Origin of the sequence: Paenibacillus amylolyticus (genome assembly GCF_036894225.1) — a bacterium.
GTDB lineage: Bacteria > Bacillota > Bacilli > Paenibacillales > Paenibacillaceae > Paenibacillus > Paenibacillus amylolyticus.
Genome location: NZ_CP145892.1, coordinates 1,422,176 through 1,435,246, shown reverse-complemented (window position 1 = coordinate 1,435,246; position 13,071 = coordinate 1,422,176). Strand labels below are relative to the sequence as shown.

Annotated in this window: 12 protein-coding genes; 4 read left to right on the top strand and 8 right to left on the bottom strand. The window is 46.8% G+C overall.

Annotated features, from left to right (window positions below; genetic code table 11):
- The first annotated feature begins 260 nt into the window (after nucleotides 1-260).
- Nucleotides 261-743 (top strand): hypothetical protein, encoded by a 483-nt coding sequence (locus V6668_RS06330; protein ID WP_338707968.1) that lies wholly within the window; start codon nucleotides 261-263, stop codon nucleotides 741-743.
- A 99-nt stretch (nucleotides 744-842) separates the two neighbouring features.
- On the opposite strand, the gene V6668_RS06325 is transcribed toward V6668_RS06330, so the two are convergent.
- The 7 genes from V6668_RS06325 to V6668_RS06295 all read right to left on the bottom strand — a co-directional run bounded on the left by V6668_RS06325 (nucleotide 843) and on the right by V6668_RS06295 (nucleotide 6,885).
- On the bottom strand, nucleotides 843-1,802 hold the full coding sequence (locus V6668_RS06325) for a hypothetical protein (RefSeq protein ID WP_422395244.1): 960 nt from the start codon (nucleotides 1,800-1,802) through the stop codon (nucleotides 843-845).
- 179 nt (nucleotides 1,803-1,981) lie between these two features.
- A complete protein-coding gene (locus V6668_RS06320) occupies nucleotides 1,982-2,617 on the bottom strand; it encodes a VOC family protein (protein WP_338707966.1) in 636 nt (211 codons plus the stop codon).
- On the bottom strand, nucleotides 2,614-3,072 hold the full coding sequence (locus V6668_RS06315; RefSeq protein ID WP_036611437.1) for a VOC family protein: 459 nt from the start codon (nucleotides 3,070-3,072) through the stop codon (nucleotides 2,614-2,616). Before V6668_RS06315 ends, V6668_RS06320 begins: the two co-directional genes overlap by 4 nt.
- A 47-nt stretch (nucleotides 3,073-3,119) precedes the next feature.
- Nucleotides 3,120-3,695 (bottom strand): NAD(P)H-dependent oxidoreductase, encoded by a 576-nt coding sequence (locus V6668_RS06310; protein WP_338707965.1) that lies wholly within the window; start codon nucleotides 3,693-3,695, stop codon nucleotides 3,120-3,122.
- Between the two features lie 187 nt (nucleotides 3,696-3,882).
- Nucleotides 3,883-4,617 (bottom strand): response regulator, encoded by a 735-nt coding sequence (locus V6668_RS06305; protein WP_036611442.1) that lies wholly within the window; start codon nucleotides 4,615-4,617, stop codon nucleotides 3,883-3,885.
- 18 nt (nucleotides 4,618-4,635) lie between these two features.
- On the bottom strand, nucleotides 4,636-6,360 hold the full coding sequence (locus tag V6668_RS06300) for a GAF domain-containing sensor histidine kinase (protein WP_338707964.1): 1,725 nt from the start codon (nucleotides 6,358-6,360) through the stop codon (nucleotides 4,636-4,638).
- 42 nt (nucleotides 6,361-6,402) lie between these two features.
- Nucleotides 6,403-6,885, bottom strand: a complete 483-nt coding sequence (locus V6668_RS06295) for an ArpU family phage packaging/lysis transcriptional regulator (protein WP_017690187.1) — start codon at nucleotides 6,883-6,885, stop codon at nucleotides 6,403-6,405.
- A 707-nt stretch (nucleotides 6,886-7,592) separates the two neighbouring features.
- On the opposite strand from V6668_RS06295, the gene V6668_RS06290 reads away from it, so the two are divergent.
- From V6668_RS06290 to V6668_RS06280, 3 genes are all read left to right on the top strand, one after another.
- Entirely contained in the window at nucleotides 7,593-8,036 is a 444-nt protein-coding gene (locus tag V6668_RS06290) for a helix-turn-helix domain-containing protein (RefSeq protein WP_082219000.1), read from the top strand.
- 42 nt (nucleotides 8,037-8,078) lie between these two features.
- Nucleotides 8,079-8,495 (top strand): ImmA/IrrE family metallo-endopeptidase, encoded by a 417-nt coding sequence (locus tag V6668_RS06285; RefSeq protein ID WP_133386683.1) that lies wholly within the window; start codon nucleotides 8,079-8,081, stop codon nucleotides 8,493-8,495.
- 172 nt (nucleotides 8,496-8,667) lie between these two features.
- Entirely contained in the window at nucleotides 8,668-10,467 is a 1,800-nt protein-coding gene (locus V6668_RS06280; RefSeq protein WP_036611451.1) for a 5'-nucleotidase C-terminal domain-containing protein, read from the top strand.
- A 597-nt stretch (nucleotides 10,468-11,064) separates the two neighbouring features.
- Here V6668_RS06280 and V6668_RS06275 read toward each other — a convergent pair.
- Nucleotides 11,065-12,849 carry a proline--tRNA ligase gene (locus V6668_RS06275; protein ID WP_338708905.1) on the bottom strand — a complete coding sequence of 595 codons (1,785 nt, stop codon included), beginning with the start codon at nucleotides 12,847-12,849 and terminating at the stop codon, nucleotides 11,065-11,067.
- Nucleotides 12,850-13,071: the final 222 nt, after the last annotated feature.

Below are 13,071 nucleotides of genomic sequence, written 5' to 3'. Positions count from 1 at the left end.
TAGCCGGCTGTACGTTAGCGTATGAGCTGTCGGTGTGTCTTCCTTGCTGCTGATCCGATAATACCATTTTACCGCCTTTCCCCACTCGCGCTGATGGTAATCGGGATGAATTACGCATGAATGTAGTCGTGTCCGGGGTGGTTAAATGCCGATTTCTTGGAGAAAACTCCTATTGATAGTCCAACCAAACCCATCCTGATGATGTTTATATGACATAAGTAGCTTTCAAATCCTACGAACAATAAAGGATGGATATGACCATGAAAAAGAGATATTTCTTCTATCTTTGGATTGCTGTCACCAGTTATATGGCGGGTCCCGCTATGTATGCGTTGGCGATGTACATCTTATATCAGGAAACAGATGTTGTAACAACATCTCTCATTGGATGGACCGCGGCAACATTCTTATCCGTTGGTATCCTGTTTATCCTAATCACAGTCATCATGCTACGAGTGTTCAACATCTATTATTTCTGGCTGCAAACCCTGCTCTTCGAGTTGTTTTTCCTTATCCTCGTCTATATGACTACTGTTCTTCTTGGGGCTGGCAACAGGGGACTGCCCAAGCTGTCCTTTCTATTTACACCCGAAGGCATCTCCTTATGGATGTTCTGGGGGAGTATTGCACTTATGAGTTCCTGGGGAATATGGGCAGCGCGTCAGCCCATACGAAAATCACCATACATGCTGGTGTCCAGAGTCATGCTGATCCTTTTTATCCTTGAAATTTGGCCCCGTTAAAAAGGTACAGGATGCCTACCCTACAATTCGGTAGACCAGAATAATGCCTAGAAGGGGTGTCCGTCATGTCGGACACCCCTTCTGAAATGTATGTTTATCTCACGCGATGATATAACGAAAATTCTCCCATGTTTCCGGTATAGGTTCCCCGTTCTTGGCATGATGATAGAAACTGAACGGGAATTTAAATACATGACCTCCGTTCCAGTCACGGGAACGTCTGTCGGTGAGCCAATATTCCAGTTCATGAGGGAGCGCCACTGATCGTTCCGCCCGTTCTAGTGGCAGCAGGTCTACGGGTGATTGCAATGTCGGCATCTCCTGTTCAATATCCACATCTCGGCTTAAGCGTAGTGCCTTCACCATGGTAAGGAAAGGCGGAATGCCTTTGTGGAATAATGCCGGATAACCCAATTCATATAATATGTTAAGCGCATGTCCATAGGTCAGCATATGACCGATCAGATCATGATGCGCTTCCGCGTGATATATGGTCTGGAACGCACCAAGCTCATCCAGAATCAGGCGTGACAACTGCGTTGGATCTTCGATCTCGGGGAAACCATCGCTGTTTTCCGGCTTCAGACTGCGAATTTCTTTCATCGTTGTGTTCATCCAGGATCTTCCCGGGATGGTTCGATCGAATGAATCGATCAGTTCAACCAGCCGACCAATATCCTCCGTAGTGCCCCATCCATCCAGTTCACGAATGGCTTTCAGACTGATTGCCCCGTAGATGGCCTGGTGTCCAACCCAGTGCAGTTCTCCAATCGTTCGATCCAATGCGTCCGTAATACACGCCTCGGCATCTTCCCTGGGCATCATTTCACCAATCGGAGAGGTCTGGCCAGGGCTGATTCCATGCTGGCGAAGCATGGCTTTTGCTTCGGCCGTAACACTGCCGGCGGCAAGGGCAGTGAGACGATTTTCCCGCAACCAAAAATATGCCGCAATCGCACCCGCCCCATAATGGGCGTGCCACAGATCCCCTGTACGTTCCCGACTGGAAACGATAATCGCTAGTCCATCTTCCAACAAACGTCGATCCAAGCTTGCCACCACCCTTCATTATATGTAAACCCATCAGAGAAACTATATAAGTTGAACTAAGATTTGTCCTCTCCGTTATCGTCTAAATTTAGTTCAACTTATATATCCTAATTAATAAATAGAGCGCTTACTTCTATAACATGATGGAAATGCTCCACATATGCCCGTTTTGCCCCGGAATGTAAAGTTTAGCCAATTCGAAGCTTGCCCACGCCAAGGATGGATACTTCCAACGGATAGATCTGTGCTTTTTGCTTGGAGAAAAACCATGTCCGATCCTTCCTCACCACAATAAATAAACCATGTACATCTCCTACAGGAGCGAAGGTATCACTAACCTCACCCCAGCGCGTGAGTCCAATCTGCTGAAGCTCATTCACCACAGACAGAACATCCTCCGTCACCAGGCCAATCTCACACACCTGTAATATATCTTGAGTCGAGAAGTCATGGTCACTCTCGTTCTGAATACGATGATGAGCAATCAGCTCAATAATATTGCCTGCCGGATCTTCGAAATAGAGAGAATGAGAGTTCCAGTTAGTAGAGTACGTCTCATCCCGATCTCCTTCTCTGCTTAAAACAACACGTGATGCAGCCCACTTCTTCGCTTGCTTGAACCGATTCGTCGGAATCGACCAGGCCACATGATAAAAGGGCTCACGATCTGTTTCACACGGTTTGAAAATCATCTTTGTCCCTCCAACCTGCAGGTTGAAGGCCTGATCCGTGGCATTGGAGACCTCCATTCCCAACGTATCACGATAAAAATGCTTGAGGTCCTCCAGCCGTGTTGTATATAACTGTAATTCTTCAATCATCATACGGTCTTCTCCTGCATCTCCTCCCACTGACTCCACGGCACCATGCCAAGTTCAGGCTTCGCTTCATCCGGGAGCATGGCGATGAATTCAAGCATATGACCATCCGGATCGTTAAAATATACAGATACCGCAGGCATCCAGCCAAAGACGTACAGTTCACCGATATCATCATTCAGGAAGTTCTGTGTCTTGATCCCTTTGTTCTCCAAGTGAGCCACCGCATGTTTCATATCCTCCAGAGATACATGAAAAGCAAAGTGCTGACGTTTCACCTCGGAAGGTTCCTTTTGCCACAATCCCAGCATGGCATTGCCTTTTCCACCAATCCAGTAGAAGGAGTTCCCACGTTCTTTCTGCCCGTAGGCATGAGGTAAACCCAGGACCGTTTCATAGAAATGATGGGATCTCTCCAGATCCGTCACGTTTAAATGTGTTTCAAATATGCCTGTAATCATAATGCTCAACCTCTTTTCCTTTTCCGATTTTTCATCTTCCTTGGTTCTCAACTCATGGTAGAATTCCGCGCATTCGTTAACGTCTGGGCCAGATTTAAAAACGATCCAATGACCCGCTGCACCCGGTCCTCTATATCCTGACTGCCTTCATACTCCTCGTATCCGTCAAATGTCGCTTCAAATCGTCTGCGTTGCGCACCACCAATGGATATCCACTCCTGGGCATTAATGCCATGCAGATTGCGAACAATCGCTTGCAGTTGTAAAAGTGAACTTACCCCCACCGCTCCACCAGAGGAGCTGATGGACAGGACGGGCTTGCCGCTGAAATGAGCCTGACTCAGGTGATCCAATGCATTTTTGAGCACACCGCTAATACTGCCGTGATACTCTGGTGTAGACAAGATGATCGCATCAGCCGCGAGCATACGTGTATTCAGATCTGCCAGATGTTCATGATCCGCTTGTTTTTCATCTGGTGCATATAATGGGAGTGGTGTCTGATACAGATCAAACAGGCTGGCCTGATGTCCCTGACCTCGAATAATCTCCACAGCATACTCTCCCAGACGTGTACTGGTTGCATTGTTCCGATTACTGCCTGCCAAAATAACGATATTCATAAAGTCACTCTCCTTGGTTTTTTAATAATTCAAACTCTCATGTTTCAACCGATCTGTTATTTCTACTCTTATCTTACCTTTCTTTTGCATCCAAATCGTCAGCAGATAGACTTAACTTGAAATGCCAAAAAACTCAACCTTTAGGTTGAGTTTATACGACTTAAGTATGAACATATGTCGGAATTGGTCACACGACCCAGCCATTTCTTACGGCATGAAGAGCCGCTTGCGTCCGATCCGCCAGTCCCAGTTTGTCGAGCAGATGACTGACATGTGTTTTGACCGTTTTTTCGGTGATGACCAATTGAACTGCAATTTCCTTGTTGCTCAATCCTTGAGCAATCAGCCCCAAGACTTCTTGTTCACGGCGAGTGAGCATATCCAGTCCGCCAAGAGACGCTTCAGTTGATTTACCCTTCTGCTTTGGCTCCTGATGTTGACTGTCTGCTGACTGATCTGTCGGTATATCCTGTGGTTGCTGTTCATTTATAGACCAATCGGATGAAGCCATCACATGCATCAATTGACCTGCTGCGGCGGGATGCAATTCCACCTGACCTGCATGCACATTACGAATGGCTACGGCCAGATCCTCCGGTTCAATATCCTTGAGCAGATATCCTTTCACCCCTGCGCGAACAGCAGGAACGACATGATCCTGATCCGAAAACGAGGTGAGCACAATGATTCGCGTTGCTGGCAATAACGTGCGCAGCCTTCTGGCTGTTTCAATTCCGTCCATGATCGGCATATGCAGATCCATTAATACCACGTCAGGTTTTAACGCTTCCGCCTGAGCCAGTGCTTCCTGTCCGTTCGATGCTTCGCCCACAACCTTCATGTCCTGCTGTGTCGTCAAAAAAACGTGCAGCCCCCGTCTCACCATCGCATGATCGTCTGCGAGCAAAATCGTAATCGGCATCTCTTCTTCCCCCTGACTTTATACAGATTCGAACGGAAGTGGAATGACTGCCGTTATTGTCGTTCCCTTGCGGGAATAACTCACTATTTCTAAGCTGCCACCGAGCGATTGAGCCCGTTCCTTCATAATGGACAGGCCAAGGGAGCTTCCAGACGACGCTTTTGGCCTGTTCGCACCACCTTTTCCCTGATCTGTGATGGTGAACACCACTTCATGATCACTTAACTTGAGGGTGACCTCAGCAGAAGGAACATCCGCGTGTTTTCTTACATTATTCAGCGCTTCCTGTCCGATTCGCCACAATGCTTCTTCTATATTACGCGGTAAAGACCGCATTCCCGTCCGGTTCATCACCACTTGAAGCCCCTGGCTGGTACCGTATTCCTGTAGCGCATGGAGCAGCCCTGCTTCCAGTCCCGCGGGACGGAGCTGCATAATCAATGCACGCATTTCCTTGAGAGCCTCCTGAGACAAAGCCCGAATATCCTTCATCGCTTCCGCTGCCGGGTGCAACTGTTCCGAGCTGGATAACATACTTTCCGCGCCTTTAGCCGTTAACGATAGTGAAAATAAAATCTGATTAACCGAATCATGCAGATCGCGAGCCAACCGGTTTCTCTCTTCCATTCGTGCAAGTTCGCGGCGATTCTCCGCCAGCTTCAGACTCTCCCATGAGGCCGCAATATGTTCAGCCAATGCCTCCAGCACTTCACGGTCTGCCTGCGCAGGACCTGATGTTCCTATTCCGATCACCAGAATTCCCGTTTCCCCTGGCGTATGGTACGGAAGTGGAGCAGCAATTCCCAAGGCAATGGAATTCGCAGTCTGGTCAGGCTTGCACAGGGTAAATATCTCAGCGATCTCTGTCCCAGACAAAGATGTTACACGATGACTATTGATTATATGGTTAATGTGGCTCGTCACTTCTGAAGATAACGGAGTACTTGATAACGCTCGAACCTTATCATCTGCATAGGCTGCCTGCACAACGAACAATCCATTTTTCTGCTGAATGATTGTAGCAAAAGGCCAATCATAATGCTGCCCAAGCAGCTGTACAACTTTTAAACAAAAAGCATCAGAATTGCTGCACTCGTTCACTGCAAGACCCAAAGCCGTGCTGAACTCTCCCAGCTTGGCATACAGATCAGCTCTTCGCTGCTCCGCACGATACAATCTCATCCGTTCTACCGCACTACCAATCTGGTACGCCACGCCCTGTAAAAGTGCCAGTTCACTGTCGCTGAAATGTTCCTTGGCTGGCGCAGCCACGTTGAGCAGGCCGAGCATCTTCTCCCCTGACCTTAATGGAACGGTTGCATGGTGGGTAATATCATGAGTATCTCCCCATCGGAATTCCACCGCATCCTCCAGCCGTTTACAGTTAATGATGTTGACCGCATGATTGAGCTGACCGTCCTTAAAGCGGTTCACACACCAGCAGGTACCCGTTCGCATGGGCTCTTTATCTTTACGCAGTAATGCCGGGGGCAGATTATAATCCGAAACACAGGTATAGTCTCCACGTTCATTAATCAGAAACATCCAGCCTGCCGTTAATCCGGTCAACTCCAGTAATTTGCCGACCACGGTATCCAGCATTAAGTTCAGATCATTGGACGTATTGAGCGTTTCCGCGATTATCTTCAACGTGACCATTTCCTGCATTCCGACTTCTTCCGACATCGCAGAATTCTCTCCTTTGGCTGTACCAACTGTGGTTTGTTCAACTATTGTAACCAATCCACCTTGGATATTAAAGGATCAACTTCTTCAATCGCTCACTCAGCCCAGCTTCTGTCGCTCTTTGCGGGACACAGACAAAGGCTCCATATTAATCAGACCTCGATCTGACAGAGCCAGCGCCATTTTGTAGAAAGCACGTGTACGAATCTTCGTATACGTATCCTTGCTGACAGGCGGATCAAACACATGGTTATACACTTTATAGTCAAACACATCATCGTCTTTCAGATATCGTTCACAGACGAGTACACGTTCCTTTTCACTCAGCCGGGACACAACAAAATCAATCGTATCGCAGTATGCTTGACGCGCGCGCTGCACGTCCACATTGTAGATCGCCGTTCTCGCCGTGGAATCCCCTGTCACATTGGTTGCACCGTGGAAACGCTCGGCATAACTTGCCGTCACCATAACCTCTCGTTCTTCAAATGCAATGGTTTTATAGATTCGGTATTTTTCCAGCGCAGCTTCAACAGCTGTTTGCGTTTTGCGTCGGTCCAATTCGGGCAGCATCAATTCCATATTTATCTTCCTCCTTTAGTATTCTTTATAAAATAAATTTCTAATAGTCGATGACAAAACGCTCTTATTCATAGAGTTGTCCAGTTCTCCAAAAAAGTAACGACATTTTTTAAATTTCCCCCTGTTGCCTTTTGGAATCACTCCAAACCGCTATAATCCGGGGAATTCCACTTTTCAGAAGGTGATTACAAAATACACGCTCCGCCTCAACTTTACATTTTGTTCGTATAGTGTTCGTATTTCTATTTGAGGATACCACTTTCTGGAGATCGGAGTAAACCTTCATTTTGGTTCGTTTTGACGATAAAATAAAACCTTCGCTCTCATTTCCTATGCCTTTTGGCATAATTGTTTCATATCTCTTTACCTAATGGTATATATACGTTATAGTACTGTTTAATTAATGAACTTCCGTACAAGTCATTTGATTTTTATAAAGAAGCCACTGAGATTTTTAGGGAAGGGACTTAGGTGTGTATCACGCGCATACGCAGTGAAGGAGACGGAATCGATTCTGTAGAAGCGAAGCGTTCGCCTTTATCCCCGGATTTCTCCCTTTAGAGAGGGAAATAGGAAATCTGGGGATAACAGCGATCAAAAGAACGATCCGAATCCGGAACGGCGCATAGAACGCACATCTACCTCCCCCCCATCCAACTGTCTTCTTTATAACTCAAGCACTTGTACGAATCAAAGGAGTTGGCATAATTGTGGAGCACGCTTTTGGTCCTTATATGAAACAACTGCGCGAGCAACAGGGATACAGCATCAATCAGCTCGCCGAAGCAGCCGGAATAAGCAACTCACAGATTTCACGTATTGAGAATGGAGTCCGGGGTGTACCAAAACCAGCGACCATCCGCAAGATTTCAGATGCACTCTCGGTGCCCTATACAGAGATGATGAAGCAGGCTGGTTATATTGAACCAGGGAGTGCTGCTGAACTTCAGGACGTACCGGAATGGGCTACATACAAAGACCGTCGTGATTTCAAAAAGATGCTGGAAGACGATGATGATCTGATGTTTGACGGCATTCCACTCGATGAAGAGGACAAGAAACGAATCAAGGATGTGCTGACAGGTCTGTTCTGGGAAGCCAAACAGATGAACAAACGCAAAAAGACAGACGAATCGGACAATCGCCCATGAGGCATGACCCACTGAATTTAATAAGGCAGCAGGTGAGATCATATGGATGACATCGTAACAAAGCTGATTCGAAAACACCGGACCAACTGCCCGTTCAGCATTGCCCGCGCGGTTGGAATACAGATTCGTTTCACCAATTTGGGGAAGTCCACCAAGGGACTGTACTTTCGCAAGCTCCGGCGCAGGTTTATCGTCATACACAATGATTTGCCGCCGGAATGGCAAAGGTTCGTGTGCGCACATGAGCTTGGTCATGACCGACTTCATAAAGGGATTAATCGATTCTTTCTGGAGGAACATTCCTATTTTGCTCCAGGCAAGCTGGAAAGACAGGCCAATCGTTTTGCCATTCAATTGCTAACCTCCGGAGTGATGCCTGAACCCGAAGAATCTTTGGAGAAATTTTGTTTACGTACCGGACTGCCGCGTGAAGCGCAGCATTTTTTTTACACACTTTAAGAACATACGTTCTTTCCGAAGATTATATTTTCCAACAGCAGAATTACATGTCACTTTCAGGTTACTTATTTTTACGTAATTCGCGAGATTTCCTAATAATAGTCTGTTAAAATACTACGTGAGCTGTGTGAACGCTCAAGTAGATTATTAATTGGGGAGGTTTCGGATTCATATGAAAATCTGGAAGAATTACGTTTCACTTCTGCTAACGGTCTGTTTGCTGTTTGGCAGTGTAGGTATTGCCGCAGCTGCAACGGATACCACTCCGGGCACAGGTAAACACATTACCATTCTACATACGAATGATACGCATGCCCGTGCAGTTGAATCTTCACCTGCTATGGGTTTTGCCAAAGTAGCTGGAATCGCTGACAAATATCGTAGCGAAAACCCGAACACACTCTTGCTCGATGCTGGAGATGCTGTGCATGGTACAACATTTGCCACTCTCGTGAATGGTGAGAGCATCGTGAAAGTCATGAATGAAATGGGATACCAAGCCATCGTACCGGGTAACCACGAATTCAACTACGGTTCAGATCGCCTGATCGAACTGGCAGACATGATGAACTTCCCCATGCTGAGTGCCAACGTGAAGAAAAAAGATGGAACACGTCTCTTCGATCCTTACCTCATTAAAGAGGTGGATGGCGTGAAAATTGGTATCATCGCTTTGACTACACCAGAAACTTTGTACAAAACAAATCCGAAAAACGTAGAAGGTCTTGATATTACAGATCCATCTGCAGAAGCCAAAGTTCTGGTGAACGAAATCCGCAGCAAAGTAGATGTTGTTGTTGTTCTGGGACATCTTGGACAAGACGCGTCCAGCACGGATACTAGCTTTAAAGTTGTTAAAGAAGTTCCTGGCATCGATGTATTCATCGATGGTCACAGCCACACTGTACTGCAAGATGGACTTGTATCCGATAACGGAACATTGATTGCAAGTGCAGGAGAATACACTAACTACGTAGGTGTCATCGATCTGTGGGTAGACGGTGGTAAAGTAACAAAGAAACAAGCAACATTAATTGATGAAACGGAAGCAAAAGACATCAAACCAAATGAGAAAGTCGCGACTCTCGTGAACTCCATTCAAAAAGAACAAGAACCTATTTTGAAAGAAGAAGTAGCAAATACAGCTATTCTGCTGGATGGTAAACGTGAACAGGTACGTGCAGGTGAAACTAACCTGGGTGACCTGCTTGCAGATGCCATTCGTGATGTCAGCAAAGCCGATATTGCACTGACTAACGGTGGTGGTATCCGTGCTTCCATCGAAAAAGGGATCGTAACCAAAGGTGATATCATCACAGTGCTTCCTTTTGGTAATCAAGTGGTAACCCTTGAAGTAAAAGGGTCCGATATTCTGGCAGCCCTTGAAGTCGGTGTAGCTTCCTACCCGGAACCAAGCGGTGGATTCCCGCAAGTATCTGGTATCAAGTTCAAAATCGACACTTCCGCTGCAGAAGGTAGCCGTGTACATTCCGTAACCGTTGGCGATAAAGCCCTTGATCCGGAAGCAACGTATACACTGGCAACGAATGATTTCACAGCTGTTGGTGGTGACGAATACACCATGTTTGCCAAATATCCAACTACGGGTATGTATGGCGCGCTGGACGAAGCATTGATCAATTACATGCAGAAGCTTGGCGCTGTAGACATCAAAACAGATGGTCGGATCAGTGAAGCGGTAAAACCTGCAGTAGAGCCGGAAACTCCGGCAACAGAAACACCAGCTCCAACTAAGCCAAAACCAGAAACACCAAAACCGGAAAAACCGTCTAAACCAACACCAAGTAAACCTGCTCCAGCCAAACTGCATGTTGTGAAATCCGGAGACTCCCTGTACTCTATCTCCAAACAATACGGCACAACTTGGCAGGCATTGCAAAAGCTGAACAATATCAAAAATCCACACTGGATTTATCCAGGTCAACAATTGAAATTGCCTGCAGCTTCTTAAGCTCAGCAAAGCAAAGTGCATATAGGCATGACCGCTTATAGTGCATCAGCATACCGATCTATCTTGTCATAACTAAAAGGGTGTACCCAAAGCCAGATTACTGGTTAAGGGGACACCCTTTTGTATCTCTGTTCTTAAACATCAATCCACATCAGATACTTGAACATTTCCTGTGGACATATCCTGCTGATCCTGACAATCATCTGAGGCAAAAATAAATCCCAGCCAGGCCTTTACGGACCAACTTCATCATGTGCCTTCCACACCGAACTATATAAAAACTCTCCGGAATGACCGTGTTCATGCGGTTATTGTACTTTTATTTCGACATCTCTATCTTCTCAAAATTGCATACTTGCACATAAATCCGCCTGAGTATGATCATCTTCAGATCCTTAATTATAAAATCATGTGTATACTAAATACATATGTCCAAATATAGTTATTTCGTATGATATCACTCATAAAATCCTGCCAAATTACATGCCTATAGCCCTCTTTTTCATGCTCTCATTGGAATTTCAGCAATCAAAATCAGCTAACGCATCATATTCGGTACTATTATATGAACTCATATAATTAGAAAATCCCCTGAATTTAGGAAGTGAGCTGTTCCTTCACATAAAGCACAGCTTCCTGTGCAGTCAAACCGATTCGTTTCGATTCACCTGATGCTGCAAGTGCGTGTGATCCCAGTTCGACCTGTCCTTCGGCTGCTCCTCGGCCAATGACGATCTGCACAGGCAATCCGATCAGCTCTGCATCCTTGAATTTCACACCCGGACGTTCATCCCGGTCATCAACCAGTACAGAGTAACCGCCATCGATCAATTGTTGTTCCAGTTCGAAGGTGAGCTGACGCTGCTGCTCATCCTTCCAACTTACTGTAATTAGATGCACATCATAAGGCGCAACAGCGGCAGGCCATCGTATGCCTTCATCTCCTGCATATTGTTCAGCTATAGCGGCCATCAGGCGGGATACGCCAATGCCGTAGCATCCCATGACGGGCGCACACTGGCGACCATTACGATCCAGGAATGAAGCGCCCATGGCATCACTATATTTCGTTCCCAATTTGAAAATGTGTCCAACCTCTATGCCTTTGGTAAACACAAGTGGCGATCCACATGTTGGACAAGCATCCCCTTCCGCAGCAAAGCGGATTCGTTTTACTCGCTCCAATGCAAAATCAACCCCTGGGCGTACACCGGAAACATGCACATCCACTTCATTAGCTCCTGTAATTGCACTCTTCATCACTGCCACGTCAGCGTCCACCACCATCGGCAGATTTAGTCCAATCGGACCCAGGAATCCTACCTTCAGATTTGGATGTGCCGCAATGGCTGCATCGTCTGCAAGGATCAGTTCCTCTGCCCCCAACACCTGCTTTAATGCGATGTCATTCAATTCATGATCTCCACGTACAAGCGCAGCGACGAGCTGACCATCCGCCACATAAAGCAACGTTTTGATCATATGTTCAGCACCTTTGCCCACAAAAGTGGTTAACTCTGCGATCGTACGAACGTCAGGTGTGGAGATGCGTACTACGTTCTCCGCTCCTGAATGTTGATCCGTTTGAAGCGTGGAGTCTGCACTCGCAGAATCAGCTGGAACTTCCAAGCTTCCTTCTTTTTTCTCCATATCTCCAGAAGTCTGATAATCCGCTTTCTCCAGATTTGCAGCATATCCACAATGTTTGCAGGTTACAATTGTGTCCTCACCCACATCAGCAAGAGCCATGAACTCATGTGTTTCTCCTTGACCGCCAATCGTTCCTGCGTCAGCCTCAACACGGATATAGTCCAGACCACAACGCTCCAGAATGCGACTATACGCCGTGTTCATAGCCTGATAAGTCCGATCCAGCTCTTCCCAGTCCGAAGCAAAAGAGTACGCATCCTTCATGATGAACTCACGTCCACGCAGCAATCCAAATCGAGGACGACGTTCATCCCGGAACTTGGTTCCGATCTGGTACAGGGTGAATGGCAGCTTACGATACGAACTCACCTCGTCCCGCGCTAAAGCGGTTACGACTTCCTCATGTGTTGGTCCAAGAGCAAATTCCCGTGCATGACGATCCTTCAGACGCATCAATTCGGGACCATACTGTGTGTATCTTCCGGATTCTTCCCACAACTCCGCAGGCTGCATAATCGGCAGCAACACTTCCTGACATCCAGCACGATCCATCTCTTCACGAACGATCCGTTCAACATTTAACAATATACGCCGTCCGAGGGGCAGGTAACTGTATATCCCTGCTGCCAGTTGGCGAATCATACCGGAACGCAGTAACCAGCGATGTCCCGCTGCATCTGCCTCCGCTGGCGCTTCACGTAATGTTGGGACAAGCATTTCACTTTGACGCATCATAACACACTCCTAATCTTCCTTTTTGTTATCAAAATACGGCGCATAAACAGCAAAAAGACACATCCGTCAAGGGACGAATGTGTCGTGGTACCACCCTTATTTAACTGCAAATTAATCCGTTCGCAACCTTTGCGATCTGTAACATGCAGTCCTACGGGGCATAACGGGCCCTGCCGGCGGAGGTTGCAACCCTGTAGGGGCATTCTCTTCCGCAGCTCG